We start from the raw sequence: 18,551 nt of genomic DNA, 5'->3' as shown, positions 1-18,551 counted from the left end.
AGGTATAAGAGATGGGTAACGTTAAATATAAGAAGCCACCAGAAAGTATGAACAGAATGATCACTAAGCCTTCTACAGAGAATCGGCTTAGTATTGGGATGAGTGAAGTAAAAGGAGAGATCTATTACTTAAGCCCTGAGCTAATAATATCATTCAAGAATCAAGCCAGAAAAGAAATTGATGAAAATTTATTGAATGAGTTAGCCTTATCTATTCAAGCTCATGGAATAATACAACCTTTGCAAATTATACCTTCAGATACTCTCCAAGGTAAATTTGAAGTTGTATCAGGAGAAAGACGTCTTAATGCAGCTAGAAAGATTGGCCTTAATAAAGTCCCATGCATGATTCTTGATAGGGATAAAGATTCTGAAGAAATAGCTCTTATTGAAAATATTCAGCGCGTTGATCTTCATCCTATTGAGCTTGCTGATGCCGTAGAAAAAACCTTGTCAAATAAAAAGTATGGAAGCCAGGTAGAACTAGCGGAGAGGATCGGCGTTTCTAAACAGAAAATAACGCATTTGCTGGCGATTTCACGTCTTCCTCAAGATGTCAAAGAGCATTTATTGCATCAGAAAGACATAAAAATGGGCTTCTTGAAAAGCATAGCATATTTAAAAGACACCCAATCTATTCGGGATAAAGTATTTAATTCTTTAAATAAAAATGATAAATTCTCATCTTTATTAAGATTGTCTTTTAACGGATCAAGTTTCAGATCCGACTATTCAAAAATAGATAAGTTAGATAATTATGGCAAAGAATTATTAAAAAACGAGTTACAGAAAATTATACAGCATCTTGAAGGCTAAAAGTATCCCGCGGGATACTTTCAATGCATGTCTTCTTAACGAGGTCAATTAGTTACTTAGTGTTAATTGAAGAAGAATAGAGAGTATCCCGCGGGATACTCTCCTTTATACACAATTATTTGCCCGGAGTTCTCTTCTTAACTAAGGATCTTTCAAATTCTTTCTAATTTTATTGATTTCAATGCTTTTTACTATTAAAAGCATACTAAGACTACCGAATTCTCCCTCCTACTATCAGTAGCTTCAGCCCTCCTATAGTTTGGCTTACTTTCCTTAATGTTTGAGGTACATACTAGCTCTGTTGTCCCCTTCGTTAATATACGGGAGAGTCGATAACAAGCTCGACATAATAATTAATTCTCCCTGCTAGAACAAAAGGGTAGGATAAGTCTCCTAAATTTCTGTGCAAAGAAAGGTAACAACAATAGCCGAGTTATAATTAGCAGAAGTTGGCAGAGATTCTTCCAGAAGTTTATCTCATCCTTTATGCATTCAGGTTGCCTAACTTTCATTTCGGGATTATTATAGCGTAATTAATGCTAACCGTATTTGTTTTTTAGGCTCCGTATCCTCTCTTAAGAATCAAAAAGAGGTTGTCTATTAGAGTTTTATCTGCTGTCTCTTGCTCTATTGCCTCGAAGACCTATAATGTAACCGTTGCTACCGATACTCCCAGCTCACCCCAATTTGATACTGCTGGCGCTGAGGGTAGTGGCTATAATCTGCGCGGCGCCATTCTTACCGCCAATGGCTCAGGAAATAATAATATCACTATTAATTTAGTTTTTGGCTCTGTCCAAACCATTAAGCTCGGCAACCATCTCCCCATGTTATCAAATTATAATACCGCAGGTGTTCCGATTGCAGTAGGCAGGGCTGGAGTTATTAGTGGTAATGTTACCCTTAATGGCGGTAATATTTATCGGGGCTTCTTTGTAAGTTAAGTTTTCAATGCTACGACAAAGCAAGATTTGGATAGCGCTAATGCCAGTATCCCTTTCCAAGTAACCATCCAAAATATGACTTTACAAAATATGAAAGCAAAAGGAGGCAATGGTTATATGGGGTGGGCGGCAGTGGCGGTGTTGCGGCTGGGATAAGTGCTTTGGGAGAGGCAATGGTGATACCAGTGTCAAAGGTGGAGGGGTGGCTGATTATATTATCCGCCATAATCCCCCCCTGGCTCCCAGCTGGGTCAGCTTTTGGATGTTTTGGCCACCTTACCCCTCAATGAATTATACGAAGCCTTAAATCAGCTGCAGCCCTCTGCCAATGTCTTGGTTGGGGCGACGATTGGCAAGTCAGAAATGGGGCAAGCTGACGAGCTCTTCTCTTCCTTTACCATGGAAGAAACCTTAAAGCGTCTACACAACACTAAGAAGAAAAATACCGCATGCAGACCGGCCTTGGTATTGGGGCCGCCTTAACTGAGGACCTGTCCTTAAGCCTGAACTATAATAATGAATGGTCTTCTTCTGAACGCTTAAATCGCTTACTTCTAGAGCTCAATTATCGGTTCTAAATCAGCGACAATTCCCACCTTAAAGTGCTCGCCCTTATACCAAGGAGGGCTGCTGCATTTGAAAACTAATCAAGGCTAATTGTAATTAGCGCACCCCGTAAAGATAAGACTTTATACGGAGGGATACCACTGGGAGGCATTCCTTTGGCAGCATAATTATTTCCCCAAGTTGGTGATGTAATTTGCTTTAACCGTTTAACTACTTTAATTCTGAAGAAATAATAGAAGAGGGTGAGAGAAAATTAATCATACACCAATCTATGGAGAGCCCCCAAGACACGCTCTTAAGTCCAATGCTGATATGCTAAGCCATTAGATCTTTCGCTCAAAGCCGATGAGGCATAAATAAAGAATATTATAGAAACTTTGGTTGCTTTCTTTAATGCTGATGAGGAAAGCTTCCTTATTAATGTTAAAGGCGATAAATCCCTAATCGGAATAGAAGTCTCAATTAGTGGAGCAGCTAGGGGTAGTTCGAAAGACTAGACCACATTAAAGTGGAAGTTGAGTGATTTGGGATGTATAGCATACATATCAAACACAAATAGTTTGCACAAAACAGTACAGCTTTTATATAGAGGATAATGATCCTAGCACATTTAGCCCATCTTTATCCTTTAGGATTTTATTAGGCATAAAAATATTATATTTTAATTTAATCGGGGCATTGGTATTGAAATAATGCAGATTAAGTGATAGTGTTATTTTAACCCCTAACTTAAACCGGTTTGGTACCATGACAGAAGTTATTGATGTAAAGATGACAACACCAGAAGCTGCTGACTTTCTTGGTATAACGATTCAGCATGTACATAAATTACTGAAGACAAAGGGTCTTCATTATCAAAAAAGCCAAAATCGAATCTTTTTTGGACATGAGGCAGCTAAATCACTATTTAATACCCCCTTTAAAAGAAAAATTATTACGTTTCAAATCGTAAAAGGAGGCACGGGAAAGACATCCTTAGCACACTCCTTTGCAATTCGGGCGAGTTTATATGGTGCTAAAGTTTTATGTGTAGATTTAGATCAGCAAGGTAACCTGACATCTGCATTTAATTTCAATCCTGACAAGACTCCTGTGATTGTAGATATTATTAATGAGGGGATAAATGTTAGGGATGCTATAATAAACATTTATCCAGGCGTTGATCTTATACCAAGCCGTATTGAAAATGCCGTCTTAGACAATATTATTATGCTGAACAAGCATCCTTTAGACAGAGTATATAGTAATATTTTAGAGAAGATAAAAACTGACTATGATCTGATTATCATTGATTGTCCTCCTGCGCTAGGTCAATCAGTAGCAGCAGCAACTCTTGCATCAGACTGTGTAATAGCACCCCTGACTCCAGAACAATTCAGCTTATCAGGTTTAAAAATTACTCATGATGAGCTATCAGGATTATCAAGAAAATATGGAAAAAAAATAGATTTAAAAATTGTTCTGAATAAATTTGATAATAGGACAGCCTTATCTTCTGAAGTTCTTACTACACTATTAAGTCATGATATATATAAGAATATGCTAAGTAAGAGCTTTATAAGAAGTTGCCAAGAATTTCCTAATACCATTTATACGGGAAGTACAATCTTTTCAACTCTCAAGAATTCTTCTGCTAAGGAAGACATAGATTTATTTACTCGAGAAATTCTGGAACTAAATGGTATTCGAACCACTAATTAATGGGGAGTTTTTCTATGCCCTTAATAGATGACTTTGCTAATAAGAAAACAAAAAAATTTACGAAGAAAGAATATAGACCTTGGGACTATGAGGAGCTATCACAGGATATTAATAATACAACTGATGTAATGCTTCCGATTATCGCAAATACACAAGAAGAATTAATCATTCCTGCTAATGAATGGGGATATCGCGAGATAATTAACCAAGAAGAAGCTAAAGATACAGCAACGGCTCTTATTTTACGCTCTTCAAGCTTCTCTGATGAAAGTCTTACGATGAAGAATGAGGAGCTTTCTAAACTTGATTTAGAAAAATACGCTAGAGGGATATATGGGTTGCAGCGTCTGATTCTTCAAAATTTATTACAGAGAATTGATAAAAAGGACTCGTCCTTTTTTTATACACAGCCTATTTTGTTTAAAGAACTTTCATCCCTAATTAAAGCACCTATTACCAGTCTGAAGGGAACTATATATCGGCTTAGAGAATTAAAGATTTTAGAAGTATATGAGTATAAGCCAGGCAGAGGGGGATACACATCTTATAAAATTCCCATTCTTGTCGGCAATTTCTTTACCGATTTCTTTGAGAAGAAATCTTCAAATGCAATAATCAGCTAAGGAAGACTTTCACCTTGAGAGAAAGTTCCTAATAAGTTTAGAGCAAGGTGTATAAAGGTTAGGCAAAGCTTTACGATTATACAGAGAAGTGTCTAGGATGCAACCAACCTGAGAATATCCGAAAGCTAATAAGGCGATAGATTTTAATAGTTGACCGAGTGCCTCTCTATTTAAATTTCTTTACTCTAAAAGGCAAAGTTATAAAGACTCAGAAATTAGGAACTAATTTTAAGAGGGTTTGAAAGCATATTCTTATATGTTCGTCATTAAAATTTACCTCGTAAGCATCAATTTTGAGTTTTATGCTCTGACTTTTTAATTTCCAATTTAAAGTTAAATCTTATAGCTAAAGTAACTTCCTTTTGCCCCGAAAAACTAATATTTAGCAATTGCCGAAAGATTCCTAAGTAGTATAGTGCTTTACCATAAACGCTTATCAGTATTAACTTCCATCCTGTACGGGCATAAGAAAAATCCTTAATTTAGAGGGTCTTATGCTGATTACATTAAGGACATTTTCAATATTACCGAACGGTATATATACATTAGTTTAGGCCACAAAGAGATCCATAAGGAAGGGATGCTGACCTACATATAAGATGGATACATAGGACGAGTTAAAATAGAGAAAGAAAGCATAGATTAGCTAAGTTTCCATATATAAGTTTCACGATAATAATCTTATAGCATTCGAGCCTTTACTCGGCTTTATGATATAAGACGCAGCATCTCTAGATTCTCTTTTGTTATTGATCAACTTTAAAATTCTATAAGATAAGAGGAGGGGGAGAATCTTCCCAAATGCCTATCCATTGGTCCTGATAAACGGCATCATGGAAAAGAATCCAACTCCTTTTGGTTAATTTGCCCCCTTGTAAGATTTTCTGTATGAGAGGAAAAGCCTTCTCTATATTAACTAGGGCAAAGTCTATATAAGAGTATCTTAGCCCTGTGCCCCCACCAATAACACCTCCTAAGCCTTCTTCTAGTAGAGCCTCATCAAGGATATCTTCTATGGTGCAACGATCGATAAATACTTCCTGGTTTAGGTCCTCTGCTGTCCCGTCAATCTTAAGATAAACGAATACTTCATTATGCTTAGAATAGCGCTCAGAGAAAAATTGGTCAGATCCTTGATAAGTAGCATTAAAAAGATCTCCTTCTGTCAGAATAAAGGAGGCTACATAAAGATCTTGTTTTCTAGGATAATCTGGTTGTTCGTTAGGTGTAGCTTCATATACGGCCCACTTAATCTGCTTATTGTGAATCAATTTAAAGTAAGGCTCTTGAGGTAATTGAGACTTATTGATGTTTATGGTTTTCAATACAGCCTCTTTTAAATTAGCCAGGGGTGCGCCTACATGCTTAGTACGGCTAAAGAGTCCTTTTTTAGGTTTTGGCTGTACCTCAATATAATCAATCCACTTATCTAAGATTTCTTCTCCTAATAAAGCTTCAGCGAGAACATAAGAGTTATAGGAATAAGCTTCCTGATCTTGGCTTAGGCTAGGGGGAGTATAATAGGTAATTCCTAGGGTATTAAAGTCGCTAGATGCCAGCTCAAACTCTATTTCAGAGATATCATGCCAGCTCGTACGGGCCCTCATGGTGTATTGAGCCTCTATTAACCCTTCTGCAACATGGTATTCATAAAATTCTAAGAAAGCATTCTGGGGTGCCTTACTTAAGATATATTGAACTAAGGGGCGTAAGCGCCTATTATCTTCTGCTGTAATAACAAGCCGATGAGCCTTTTCCCTCCCTGGCCCGAATTCCCACTTAAGGTCATTATCAATACTACTAAGATGGCAGTGCATCCAAGCAGGAATATCTATAGTGGTGTCTTTCTCTCCATTAAGTGCATCACATATTAAATGCTGATCCTTATTGAATGCTTGCCACCAAGCTTCAACTGCAGCTCTCTGTTTAGGAGAAATTTTTACAAAAGGCAAGATAGAGCGGGGCACGGAAGGGGCAAAAGTCATGAATTACAATCCTTCGACAAACTTAAAAGCAGCCTATTCTAACAGATGGCTTTTGAGAATATAGGGTTTGGCATAAGATAGGCTAAGATATAGGAGAGCCAGCCTCTTTTTTCAAGCAATTTTCATAAATCTGAAAAGTTGCTTACTCTCATTGTTTTCAAATAATATATTAGGGTAGAGCAATCACCGTATTCCCATAACCTATTATTTTCTATCTGTAAGATAAGAGTGGAGTTTTGTAGTTGTTCTGTACATTGAACTCCATTGGACCAGCCTAAGACTTTAAGCGGGTTATTTGTTCTCTGGTCATTATGATCAGGCTTATATAAGAAATGTGCCTTCCAAACATATTCCTCCTTATTTTTCTTTTTAAAACAGTAAAACCTAACTTTCTAGAGTTTTAGTACATACATGTAAAATGAGTAGCATTCCTATTAGATCCCCTTATAAACCCCAAGAGACTACGGATTCTTAAGCTATAGAAACAATATCCCCAGAAGATATTCGTAGTGTTGCTCATCAAGTAAGATTTTTCTATGGAGAATATGTTTTAACCAGAGTCTTTTAATTTAGATCATAAGATAAGATTACGGATGCATAGCCTAATCAAGCTCTGAGGCTGCTATAGCCGTTAAAAAGCTTATTCATATAGAAAAGATGCTCTGCTTTTCAGATCAGGGCGCCTCGAGGTCTTTGCAATTCCTAGTAAGCGCAAGCATGGTGCATATAGGTTTATAATAGAATCAATTATCACCATGGGAGGCTCACCTTTGAGCAATATTGGAGATAAAGGTTTATAAAAGGATTTGCTTGCTTAAGGATATGTTTTATTAAACTATCTAAGCTTTCTCCCTGATCTAGACACCCCTAAACTAACAGCAATAAAAAACATGTATATTCAAAACGGATGGCTCTATGTTGGTAAAAAAATCAGCAAATTGAATTTATTTAACATAACAAAAATTTTATAGAACAATAAAACAGATTTGTGTTATTAGAGAGTAAGTATAAAAAGATATGAATAAAAACAGCCTTCAACTAATGCTACTGGAGTTAAGTTGTATTTTCTTGCTTATTTTCTTCGAAAGTTATACTTTTTTCTCATTAACTGCTGCTCAAACATCTTGCGATAAAACGGTAGCGTAACATCTGCTAAAGAGGCTGTTCGTGCTAGATTCACTGTCGGGCATTAAAAATATTGATGCATTTAAACTTAATTAACGTGAAGATGACCATTCTACTGTTATGGATGAAAAGACTATCAAAAGCCTATGTTTAATTTTTTAGCAAGATCAGAAGCAAGTATTTACCACAATATAGGAATAACTTTATGGATGTAACAGAAAGACCTGCATCATACTCTAACCATCAATCCCTTCTAAAAAGTAGTTATTTGAAGGGAATTTTATGGTTTATATTAAGTTTAATTATAAGTAATTTCAATGATCTTACCATGAAATTCCTGGGTCAGAATCTGCCCAGCATTGAGATTATATTCTTAAGATTTTTATTTGGCACACTTTCATTGATTCCTTTTATGATATACTTTGGAAAGAGCTCCTGGAAAAGTGAGCGTCCGCTTATACATCTTGCACGCGGCAGTATTCTTTTTGCTGCCCTCAGTTTATGGTGTTATGGCCTTAAATTTGTTCCCATAGCAACAGTTACTGTTATAAGCTTCACAATTCCTTTGTTTACCTTAGTGCTGGCATATTTGTTCTTGCATGAAAATGTAGGGTGGCAGCGGCTAGCAGCTACGATTCTAGGATTTATAGGTATAATAATAGTTCTAGGACCAACTGCCTCAGATTTTCCATTGATGGCTTTTGTATTAATAGGTGCATCTTTAATGTTCTCTGTGCTGGATATTATCAATAAGAAATTTATCGTCAGAGAGGGAATGTTAAGCATGCTATTTTATTCAGCCCTTATCACGATGATATTGAGTGCCGTCCCTACTTACTTTATGTGGCAGTCGCCCACTCCACAACAATTGGGGATATTAGCTTTATTGGGTGTCGGTGCAAATCTGATCCTATTTTGTATACTTAAAGCTTTTGCAATTATTGAGGCCTCTGCACTGTCACCATTTAGATACTTTGAGCTCGTAGTTTCAGTTATTTTTGGGTTTCTTGTTTTTGGAGAAATTCCTAGTATGATTACTCTATTAGGCACAGCCGTTATTATCCCTAGCACATTTTTCATTGCTCGGTATGAATATCGTCAAGGAAGTAAGAATAAATAATCTGTCCGTATAATATGCGGAGTAATACTGAGTGTTATGTATGGGAGTGACTATAGAGCGATAAGATCTCAGCATCTTTTCTTCAGCACTATCTTTAGCACAGTCTCTACTTGTCCCTCTTTTAAAGAGGGGGACAAGTAGAGTATTGATTAACCGAGAAGAGTATATTCACTTCTGGGAAAAAATAGCTGAGAAAGGAGGAATATACAAGCAACTCCGTTAAGACACGAAAGTTCTTGTCAGTTTTGTTAAATATTAGCATTCAGCAAAAGTAATAAATTTTCAGTAATATTTGCGAAATATAGCTGCTTATAGGACTAATAATCCTGCTCACATTTTTTACTTAGCTGCTAAATGTCACCATCTAGATTTATTTAGGCTTCGAATCAGCGTCTATCTGGTCAATCAAAACTGCGAGCTTTCCTTTGATTTTTCCTGCTTTAGCAGTCATCATGTATTCATCATTACAATATATTTTAAGACTTGAATCAGGATAGGTATCTAAGGTTACTTGTGATCCTATTTTCCAGTTTAGTACCTCCAAAAGAGGAAGAGTTAGTTCACTAAGTACCGCTTTTAACTCTACTTCAACATCACCCATTTGGCTTAAAATATGCTTTTCCCAAACTATATCTTGCCCAAAGTTTCCTCCTTGGGAGTAAGTGAAGGATAATTTCTCTTTGACCGATTCAAAAGCACGGTAGGGTATGACTATATGTAAAACTCCTCCTTGCCCATTCAAGGTAACGGATATTTTAGCTAATATAGCGGCATTTCCTGATTGTGCAACAGCTGCAAATCGGGGAAAGTCTTCTTGCCGCTCAAATCTGAAGTTGACATAGCCCACCGGTGAGAATGCTGTACTGAGATCTTCTAAAGTGAGGATAACAAAGTTCTTAATAATTGCTTTTTCGACAAGAGTATAAAACCGACCTTCCGCAAGTTTCTTTTTGGGTACTTCTTCCTCCTGAGAGTCCCGGTATCCCAACAAGATTTCCACAATACGATAAAATAATAAATTATCTAATACAAGTAAACCTGAATCATCCCATTCAATAATATCGAATACATTAATCATCGAAGGTATGGGAATGCCCGCCAGATAATCTTCAAAGGGTATAGAAGTTATATCCATCAGCAGAGCTTCTACAGAAGCGCCTGAGAGCTGATGTAAGCTTAAGGTTATAAGGTGCGCAAATTTTTCTAGAACTGCATGTAATCCTGGAAGCCTTTCGTGGTAAACCTTAGAAGATTTTAGAGCCTTAAGAATTCCCCTGCTTGCATCAGAGCCGCCTGAGAAAAGGTCGTCAATCTCCCCTTGCCCTAGCACACGGTTACTGTCTTCGGATTTATCCTGCTCTAATAGCCGCTCGAACTCCGCAAGCATTGCTGCTTCTTCATCCTCAACCTCATTCTTAATATCTGTTTCTTCCATTCACTTAACTGGATACTGACGGTTTAAATTCATAAATACCATTTTGATTTTTTAAAGGCGTTAATCCGTCTACAAGATGATAAATATCTTCACTACGACTAAGGAAGATTCTTGCATTCGAAGTCCCAGCTTTAACTAAGCGTTCTAAGACATCCTTTTTAGTCTTTTTATCAAAATAAATTAATACGTTTCTACAGAATATTAAATCAAATACCCCCACTTGGGGGGGAGGATGTAAAAGATTGTGAGTATGGAATTGTATGCTTTTTTTAGTTCCTCTTTTACCTGCCAATTTGTATCTACTTGATTGAAATACTTAATTAATAACTTAATTGGCAAGCCTCTTTGAGCTTCAAAGTGGGAATATAATCCCTTTTCAGCTTTTGCAATAATCGATTGAGAGATATCTGTAGCTAGTATCTGAATATTCCAAGCTTGTGAGAGAGGATTTTCTTTAAAATTCATCAGAAGAGAATAGGCTTCTTGCCCTGCTGAACAGGCTGCACACCAGATTCGTAAGGTCTGAAATGTTTTAAAATTTTGGCTAAATTCTGGAATGAAAACATTGTTAAGGTAATCAAATTGCGTAGGATCACGGAAAAAAGTGGTCTCATAAGTTTCTAGAGCCTCTATTATCTCCTTTAGAATAACAGGAGACCTTTTTAACCTCACCTCATTTAAAAGCTCATCAATAGAGGTAAAATTAAATTTACCTGGAAGACTGCAAAGCCGTCCTTTTAGGAGATACTCCTTATCTTCATTTAAGCTCAGTCCAGTTTCATCTCTTAGCAATTCAACTATAAATTTATAATTGGCTGGGCTAATGGTCTGGTTGTCTAATCTATTATCCATGGGTTGATTCTTTTCTTTTCAAAATAGACTCAATTGTCGAAAACATCTCAGGCAATCGTACTACTGCACTGCACAGCCCCGCTTCTGTCACTGCTTTAGGCATCCCCCATACTATGGATGTACTTTCATCTTGTGCAATTATTGTACCGCCCGTTTCAACGATCCTCTGACTTCCCTTCAGTCCGTCTGAACCCATCCCCGTTAACATAACCCCTAATAGGCGGCTTCCAAATATTGCAGCTGCACTTTCAAATAAAGGATCGACAGAAGGTCGACAGTAATTCTGCTTTGGTCCTTGATCTAAATGAACTTTAATCTGACTGTGCTCTGCGATAACGGTCATATGGAAATCTCCGGGTGCAACTATTATCTTATTGTTCTCAACGCTCATTCCCTCGCTTGCTTCAAAAGTCGGAATACCTGTTAGCTCTCTTATTTGTTTAGCTAACATTTCTGTAAATCTTGGGGGCATATGCTGTACGATGAGTAACGGACAAGGTAGACTTCGTACAGATTCAAATAATTTTAATAGAGCTTGAGGCCCTCCTGTAGAGGAGCCAATAACAATTGCTTGGGGCTTTAAAAACGGCATAGGCCGCAAACTATAATTTGTTGAGGGCAACGGCTTGAGGGGATTATATTGTGCTCGACGCTCAAAGTTTGTACACAAAACTTTTATCTTTGTACAGAGCTGCTTTTTAAACTCATCGATATCTTCAGTTGTCTGATTAAAAGAGGGCTTGTGAATGTAATCGGTAGCTCCCAGTCTTAGAGCTTTAAGACTTATATCTGCATTTCTGGAGGTCAGAGTTGATGCAATAATAACGATGAGATTTGGATTTTGGGCTAATAACTTCGGTAGAGCTGTTAGTCCATCCATCACTGGCATCTCAATATCAAGAACAACAACTTTTACTGTTTTAAGAGCTTTGTGCTCAAGCGCTACTGCTCCGTTTTCTGCGGATGCTATTACTTCAAGCTGAGGGTCAGAGGTTATAATCTCTCTCATGATACGACGAATCACCGCCGAATCGTCAACAATCATGACTGGAATCTTTGAGCTATTTAAGGAATTCTCAATGTGGACCAATTTAGATTATCCTCAAGAGTTTAAGCTTTTCTTTAATGATCTCATTTGTAAAAGGCTTCATAATATACTCATCAGCTCCGCATTTTAGAGCCTCTTGAATAAAGTTCAAGCCTGTCTCTGTCGTACATAAGATAACTTTTGGTTTTTCTCCGCCTGACATGCGCCGTAAATTACGAAGAAATTCAATGCCGGTCATATTGGGCATATTCCAATCAAGAATGATCAGATAGGGCATACGGCTTTTACATTTCTCTATTGCTTCTAGACCGTCGCCAGCTTCTTGAAATTCAAAGGATAAATCTTTCATTGTCGCTATAATAGCTCTGCGAATTGTACGGGAATCATCGACCACTAAGCATTGATTCATTTACACATCCTTTATTCTCTATCATTAGATAATATTTAATTTCTAAAAAAAGAAATATTTTAAATCCTATCATTTATTAAGATTCAGAATCTTCTCTATGTCCAATATAATAAGGAGCTCATTTTTAAGCTTAAATATGCCAATTGCCAAGTCTTTCCATTCTTGATCTAACGTTACTGGAAGGGGCTCAAGGTCTTTGTTAAGCAATGTCATCACTTCCCCAACGCTATCTACCACTAAACTGTAAAGCTCATTGTGTAATTCTACAGCAATATTCATAGTCGCAGGATGCTCATCCTTACTCTTAGGAAAGGATAAGCGCCTTCGCATGTCTATTGCTGTACCGATGCGTCCTCTAAGATTGATCTCCCCTAAAATTTCAGGAGCTGCCAAGGGAACAAAAGTGATCTTTTGCTGATCAAATATATCGCGAACCTTTGTAACTGGTATGCCAAACATAACATTACAAATTCTTAAAGTTAGATATTGCTCTTTATTGTCTAGTAGTAATAGTGAGGGATCAGTATTAGATTGGGTCATTGTGGCACTCCTGGGACGACTTGATCTGGTTTAGTCGGAATATTATTAATGATGATTTTAATTTTGCTCAATTGAGAAAGAATTTCCTTTCGATCATATTTGTAAACCGAGATCGTGCTTTCATGGTTTCCATTACTAACAGAACTAGGCTCCATATTAAGCTTTAAGATATATAAATCCTTACAGTCTTGCCCTAGGAGAAGGGAGAAAGTCTCTTGAGTGGACTGTCCATCTTCCTCAATCAAAGCAATTAAAGGAGCATTTTTGTATATTTGTAATGTGTCTTCACTTAAATCATTATTATCTATAAATATAGGGTTATATCCCTCAGCAACAAGGGATGGCTTTAAAAAGCTAATATAGAAATCTTTGTTACCCATATAGATAATTGGTAGATTTTTATATAAGGAATTATTCCAATATTTTTGTGCCTTTTGGATATAGAATTCAGTATCGATTATATCAGTTGATATACCATCAACGATTGTACTTCCCAATACAGCAGGGTTATCTGACTTAATCTTTAATTCAATACTTTCTTCAATTGTATTGATAATCTTGCTGACAATGATGCCTAATGATTGTCCATTTCTTGTAAAAACCAGAACGGGCACTGAGCCATCTGAGGGCAAAGTGAAACTTTCATGAATCGGTAAAAGAGGCATTAAATCTTCAGAGTATTTTGCTCTATAGTGATCTCCATCCATTTCAATATCATGGACATTAAACTTTTCAAGCCTAGAGACAAGCAATAAAGGGACGGCTTTATACGCTTGATCGTGAGATTGAAAAATAAGAAGTATGGGCTTGTTCTCCGCTTTCTTTTTTGCTTTTTCAGAGGCAAAATCATTTTTGATATGGTCAAGCACGTCGCTATTAGCAAGCGTAGCTGCAATCCCGTTAGGATCCAAGATCATGATGACGCTGCCATCTCCCAGTATGGTATTTCCTCCAAAAATAGGGACATCTCGCAACAAATTGCTGACAGGTTTAACAACAATTTCTTGAGTATCATATACTTGGTCAACAATCAGACCAAACACATCTTCTCCTACCTGCAAAATCATAATATAACAATTCTCATTAGCTCTTACATCCTCTTGCTCCCTAGGCGGCTCAAGCTTAAGAAGCTCCTTCAAGAAAATAAGAGGGAGAAGCTTCTTTCGCAGTCGCAGAACAGGATGAGATTTAATGTATTCAATTTTAGATTGTGAGGTGCGAGATATTTTGACTAGTTCTAAAACGCTTAGTTGCGGGATAGCAAAGCGATTCCCCTGAACTTCAGTAATCAAACTCGAGACAATAGTTAAAGTTAAAGGGATCTTAATTGTAAACTTAGTACCTTTATTAACAACAGATTTGACATCAATTGTCCCACCAATCTTCTCGATGTTAGTCTTAACAACATCCATCCCGACGCCGCGCCCAGAAACATTGGTGACTTTCTCTGCTGTCGATAAACCTGCTTTGAAAATAAACTGATAAATTTGGCTTTCAGGAACTGTGTCAGCCGCATCTGCTCTTATAAAGCCGTTAGCTATTGCTTTGTCTTTAATTTTTTGTAAAGACAGACCACGTCCATCATCAGCAATTTCAATATGAATATGTCCACCCGCGTGATATGCATTTAATGTTATCTTACCGGTTTCATCTTTTCCAGTCGCCAAACGCTCATGCGGATTTTCTAGTCCATGATCAGCTGAATTCCTAACCATATGTATTAAGGGATCCTTGATAAGTTCAATCACTTGCCGGTCTAGCTCAGTATCGCTTCCTATCAATTCTAAATCGATTTTTTTCCGCAAATCATTAGATAAGTCTCTAATAAGTCGAGGAAGTTTTGTCCAAGCAGTACCAATGGGCTGCATACGCGTTTTCATAACTGTTTCTTGCAGCTCCGCTGTAACATAATTAAGTCGCTGAAGAGGTACGGCGAATTCATTGTTCTCACTTTCACGAACCATCTGCATTAATTGGTTTCTTGTTAAAACAAGCTCGCTGATCATGGTCATCAATTCTTCGAGTAAGGATACATTAACCCGAATGCTCTGGTTAGCTACTAAAGGTTCCTTATCCTTTTCACCTTCGGCTGCTTGTTTGGATGAAGAATTCTGCTGCGTTAACACTCTAGGAGTTTCTTCGGATAAAAGGGACTTTTGCTCAGTTATTAAGTTTTCTAATAGATCATTCGAGAGAGACTCAGTTTTATTTTCATCAATTATAGAAGTAGAATCATGTAAAGGATCTCTCTCAGAAAGTTCGATCCCCTCTTCTGTTATACTAGCACCGCGCTCTTCTGATACATTAAGTAATCCATTTAAGCGCTGGATTAAATATTCATCATCTCCGGGTGGTTCAGTGGAATTTTCTGCCAATCCCATTAGAATCATTTTAACAGTATCAATGCATTCTAAAATGAGAGAAATAACTTCATTATTTGCAATCAGGGTGCCTTCTCGCATTGCCCCTAAAACATTCTCACCTGCGTGTGCAACTTTCTCTAATCGCGGCATGCCAATAAAACCGCAGGTTCCTTTTATTGTATGTAGTGCTCGAAAGATGTTTTCCAATAATTTGGGATTATGAGGATCCTTTTCTAGGACCACGAGATCTTCGTCCAACTGTGATATGTTCTCAGTCGATTCTACAATAAATTCAGTTAAAAGATCATCCATAATAGTTATGTCTCCTATGCTGAGCCATGAGCGAGTAAAAGGAGTTCTTTAAGATGCTGACTGCCTAATACTCTAAATATTGATCCCTATAATAAATAAAAAATAGTTAACAAATAATTAGGCGACATAAATTTTTCTTTTTAAGGATTAATATTAAATTAATAATTGCTCATTAATAATCTAAACAATTCAATGTAATGTCCGAAAGCTACTTAAGACGAGGGTTTATTTATGGTCAACCTATTAGAGGTGCTATTAGCAAGGGACCTACGCGCTAAAATGAAGGTTCTAAATAAATATCATGCCATCCTAGAATTGGGCTTGGATGGTAAGATCCTAGAGACTAATAAAAACTTTCTAGATATCTTTGGTTACCAGTCAGAGGAAATCAGAGGTAAGCATCATAATATCTTAGTAGAGCCAGCATTAAGAAATTCACCTGAGTATGCAGATTTATGGTTGAGGCTTAATCGGGGGGAGCATTTTGTATCCGAAGTCAAAAGAGTCAAAAAGGATGGATCTATTATTTGGATTCAAGCTTCTTACGATCCAATCTATGACCATAATATGCGCCCCGTTAAAATCCTAAAACTTATAACAGATATTACTGATTGTAAATTATTAAGGTTTGATTTTAGTGGACAAATAGAAGCAATTAATAAAACTCAAGCAGTAATCCATTTCAAAATGGATGGGACTATCTTGGATGCCAATGACAATTTCTTAAGGGTGATGGGATATAGCTTATCTGAAATACAAGGCAAACATCATAGTATATTTATTGAGCCTGAGGAACGCACTAGCGATAAATATAGGAAGTTTTGGGAAACACTTAGCCAAGGCAAACACTTTATGGGCGAATTTAAACGCTTCAGAAAAGATGGGAAACCTATTTATATCGATGGAATCTACAATCCAATTATTGATGAAAAAGGCAAACCTATTAAAGTAATAAAATATGCCAGAGATGTTACAGAAAGTGCTTTAAAAAGAGAAGCACAACAAGCAGCCCAGAAAGTTATTGATAATAATATCGAAGAAATTGTGAATGCTATATCTAAGGCTGCTATGCAATCATCTAATGTTTCGCAAGCCTTAGCTCAGACATCAGCAAACGTCCAAATGGTTGCCTCAGGGGCAGAACAGTTGAATGCTTCTGTAGGTGAGATTGCTCAGAGCATGGTGAAATCTCGCAATGGGGCCGATAATACTTATGAGCATGCGGTGTCAGCAGACCAAGCAGCTGAAAGGCTAACCGAGGCCACTCAATCAATGGGAGGTATTGTTGAGCTTATTAAAAGTATTGCGGATCAAATCAATTTGTTAGCTCTTAATGCCACCATCGAGTCAGCGCGAGCCGGAGAAGCAGGTAAAGGCTTCGCCGTTGTAGCAAATGAGGTTAAGAATCTGGCTAACCAAGCTACGAGAGCCACCGATGATATTGCTAAAGAAATTGAAAAGACTCAATCAGTTTCCTCTGAAGTTGTCCAATGTTTAGAAGCAATCCGCCAATCGATTGAAACTGTGCGCGAGTATGTCACGACCACCTCTAGCGCTGTTGAGGAACAGCGAATTGTAGCAAGAGAAATGTCCTCAAATATGCAGACCGCGGCAAACGCTGTGGCTAGTATAAATGAAAGCATGAGCGAGATTGCCAGGGCAACACTCTCTGCCGAGGAATCGGCAAAGCATGTCTCTGAGGCGGCAAAACAGATTTCGACCTAAAGAATGACTGAGGGTAATTGATTTTTTGAGAGAGCATATAAATGGTTCTGAATAAAAAAATCCTCGGATAAGCGTAACATAGACAGTATTAGTGATGAGGGATGAGATGATAAATAAGAATATTTTGATATTAGTAATTGACGACAATAAGACAATGCGCCGTATAGTTCGTACACTCTTAAATCAGTTGGGATATAATAATGTTGAAGAAGCTGAAGACGGTGTATCTGCTTTCAATATGATTAAAGAGAAAAACTATCAGTTGGTTATCTCAGACTGGAATATGACTCCGATTACTGGCCTAGAACTATTACAACAAGTGAGAGCGGTAGATGCTTATAAAAATCTACCTTTCATTATGGTTACAGCTGAAAGTAAAATGGAAAACATTGTGGAAGCTAAAAATGCTGGAGCTAACAATTACATTGTTAAGCCTTTTAGTGCCAGCACTCTGGAGACTAAATTAAACGCAGTGCTTGATAAATAATTTTCTATTATAAGTTGGACTCATGACTAAAGATCCTGATTTTAAAAGTAAACTTCTGAGGCTAATTAAATTGATTGATAAAATTAAGGCGCAATTAACTGCTACTCATCACAGTTATAACCATTCGCGCCCCTTGCTCGAAGTAATTGATGAAATAAAGGCAATTCTTGAGACAACGGAGGCTTCTACGACCTCTATTCTTTCTGCAGTGGAAGAAATAAGCGCACTTTGTCAGGATAAATCTCCTGAATTTACTGAAAGCATTAATAAGCATGTGTTTGAGATTCTTGAAGCTTCAAATTATCAAGATATTAACAGCCAACGATTAGTAAAAATTATAAATATTCTTAAGGAGATATATCTTTCTTACTCCCAGGATTCCCCAATATCTGGTCACGAAAATGAGCATATCTCTACTACTTCGTCACTTTTAAATGGGCCACAACTACCCGATAAAGCACCTTCTCAAAAAGAGGTTGATGATATTTTTTCTCAATAAT

16 protein-coding genes and 1 pseudogene are annotated in these 18,551 nt (G+C 37.2%); 9 read left to right on the top strand and 8 right to left on the bottom strand.

Annotation, left to right across the window (positions count from 1 at the left end; genetic code table 11):
• Nucleotides 1–11: 11 nt before the first annotated feature.
• Nucleotides 12–815 carry a ParB/RepB/Spo0J family partition protein gene (locus HMO_RS15725; RefSeq protein ID WP_010302080.1) on the top strand — a complete coding sequence of 268 codons (804 nt, stop codon included), beginning with the start codon at nt 12–14 and terminating at the stop codon, nt 813–815.
• A gap of 593 nt (nt 816–1,408) precedes the next feature.
• Nucleotides 1,409–1,759, top strand: coding sequence for a hypothetical protein (locus HMO_RS0109565; RefSeq protein ID WP_010302078.1), 351 nt, complete (start codon nt 1,409–1,411; stop codon nt 1,757–1,759).
• Nucleotides 1,760–1,796: 37 nt separating this feature from the next.
• On the opposite strand, the gene HMO_RS16815 is transcribed toward HMO_RS0109565, so the two are convergent.
• Nucleotides 1,797–1,985 carry a hypothetical protein gene (locus HMO_RS16815; RefSeq protein WP_139016866.1) on the bottom strand — a complete coding sequence of 63 codons (189 nt, stop codon included), beginning with the start codon at nt 1,983–1,985 and terminating at the stop codon, nt 1,797–1,799.
• 32 nt (nt 1,986–2,017) lie between these two features.
• On the opposite strand from HMO_RS16815, the gene HMO_RS16810 reads away from it, so the two are divergent.
• The 3 genes from HMO_RS16810 to HMO_RS0109545 all read left to right on the top strand — a co-directional run bounded on the left by HMO_RS16810 (nt 2,018) and on the right by HMO_RS0109545 (nt 4,650).
• The gene (locus tag HMO_RS16810; protein WP_139016865.1) at nt 2,018–2,242 is read left to right on the top strand and encodes a hypothetical protein; all 225 of its coding nucleotides are present in this window, start codon (nt 2,018–2,020) and stop codon (nt 2,240–2,242) included.
• Nucleotides 2,243–3,073: 831 nt separating this feature from the next.
• Nucleotides 3,074–4,027: an AAA family ATPase gene (locus HMO_RS14615; protein WP_010302069.1), complete on the top strand. Its 954-nt coding sequence runs from the start codon at nt 3,074–3,076 to the stop codon at nt 4,025–4,027.
• Between the two features lie 14 nt (nt 4,028–4,041).
• A complete protein-coding gene (locus HMO_RS0109545) occupies nt 4,042–4,650 on the top strand; it encodes a hypothetical protein (RefSeq protein ID WP_010302068.1) in 609 nt (202 codons plus the stop codon).
• Between the two features lie 767 nt (nt 4,651–5,417).
• Here the strand turns inward: HMO_RS0109545 and HMO_RS0109540 are convergent.
• Nucleotides 5,418–6,635, bottom strand: coding sequence for a hypothetical protein (locus tag HMO_RS0109540; RefSeq protein WP_010302067.1), 1,218 nt, complete (start codon nt 6,633–6,635; stop codon nt 5,418–5,420).
• 1,330 nt (nt 6,636–7,965) lie between these two features.
• Here HMO_RS0109540 and HMO_RS0109535 point away from each other — a divergent pair.
• Nucleotides 7,966–8,880, top strand: a complete 915-nt coding sequence (locus HMO_RS0109535; protein WP_010302065.1) for a DMT family transporter — start codon at nt 7,966–7,968, stop codon at nt 8,878–8,880.
• A gap of 370 nt (nt 8,881–9,250) precedes the next feature.
• Here HMO_RS0109535 and HMO_RS14610 read toward each other — a convergent pair whose 3' ends face one another.
• The 6 genes and pseudogenes from HMO_RS14610 to HMO_RS14600 all read right to left on the bottom strand — a co-directional run bounded on the left by HMO_RS14610 (nt 9,251) and on the right by HMO_RS14600 (nt 15,839).
• The gene (locus HMO_RS14610; RefSeq protein WP_010302064.1) at nt 9,251–10,315 is read right to left on the bottom strand and encodes a FliM/FliN family flagellar motor switch protein; all 1,065 of its coding nucleotides are present in this window, start codon (nt 10,313–10,315) and stop codon (nt 9,251–9,253) included.
• Nucleotides 10,316–10,319: 4 nt separating this feature from the next.
• Nucleotides 10,320–11,167 (bottom strand): annotated as a pseudogene (locus HMO_RS15265) (CheR family methyltransferase).
• Nucleotides 11,160–12,257 (bottom strand): protein-glutamate methylesterase/protein-glutamine glutaminase, encoded by a 1,098-nt coding sequence (locus tag HMO_RS0109520; protein WP_052572026.1) that lies wholly within the window; start codon nt 12,255–12,257, stop codon nt 11,160–11,162. Before HMO_RS0109520 ends, HMO_RS15265 begins: the two are co-directional and overlap by 8 nt.
• Before the next feature lies 1 nt (nt 12,258).
• A complete protein-coding gene (locus HMO_RS0109515) occupies nt 12,259–12,624 on the bottom strand; it encodes a response regulator (RefSeq protein ID WP_010302058.1) in 366 nt (121 codons plus the stop codon).
• 69 nt (nt 12,625–12,693) lie between these two features.
• A complete protein-coding gene (locus HMO_RS0109510; RefSeq protein ID WP_010302052.1) occupies nt 12,694–13,164 on the bottom strand; it encodes a chemotaxis protein CheW in 471 nt (156 codons plus the stop codon).
• Nucleotides 13,161–15,839: a chemotaxis protein CheA gene (locus HMO_RS14600; RefSeq protein ID WP_010302049.1), complete on the bottom strand. Its 2,679-nt coding sequence runs from the start codon at nt 15,837–15,839 to the stop codon at nt 13,161–13,163. Before HMO_RS14600 ends, HMO_RS0109510 begins: the two co-directional genes overlap by 4 nt.
• Before the next feature lie 231 nt (nt 15,840–16,070).
• Between HMO_RS14600 and HMO_RS0109500 the strand changes: the two genes are divergently transcribed.
• The 3 genes from HMO_RS0109500 (at nt 16,071) to HMO_RS0109490 (ending at nt 18,550) form a co-directional block, all read left to right on the top strand.
• On the top strand, nt 16,071–17,564 hold the full coding sequence (locus tag HMO_RS0109500; protein WP_010302046.1) for a methyl-accepting chemotaxis protein: 1,494 nt from the start codon (nt 16,071–16,073) through the stop codon (nt 17,562–17,564).
• Between the two features lie 106 nt (nt 17,565–17,670).
• Nucleotides 17,671–18,051 (top strand): response regulator, encoded by a 381-nt coding sequence (locus HMO_RS0109495; protein WP_010302042.1) that lies wholly within the window; start codon nt 17,671–17,673, stop codon nt 18,049–18,051.
• 22 nt (nt 18,052–18,073) lie between these two features.
• Nucleotides 18,074–18,550, top strand: a complete 477-nt coding sequence (locus tag HMO_RS0109490; RefSeq protein ID WP_010302037.1) for a protein phosphatase CheZ — start codon at nt 18,074–18,076, stop codon at nt 18,548–18,550.
• Nucleotide 18,551: the final 1 nt, after the last annotated feature.

This window comes from Candidatus Odyssella thessalonicensis L13, from assembly GCF_000190415.1.
Lineage (GTDB): Bacteria > Pseudomonadota > Alphaproteobacteria > Paracaedibacterales > Paracaedibacteraceae > Paracaedibacter > Paracaedibacter thessalonicensis.
This window is presented reverse-complemented; position numbering and strand designations above follow the sequence as displayed.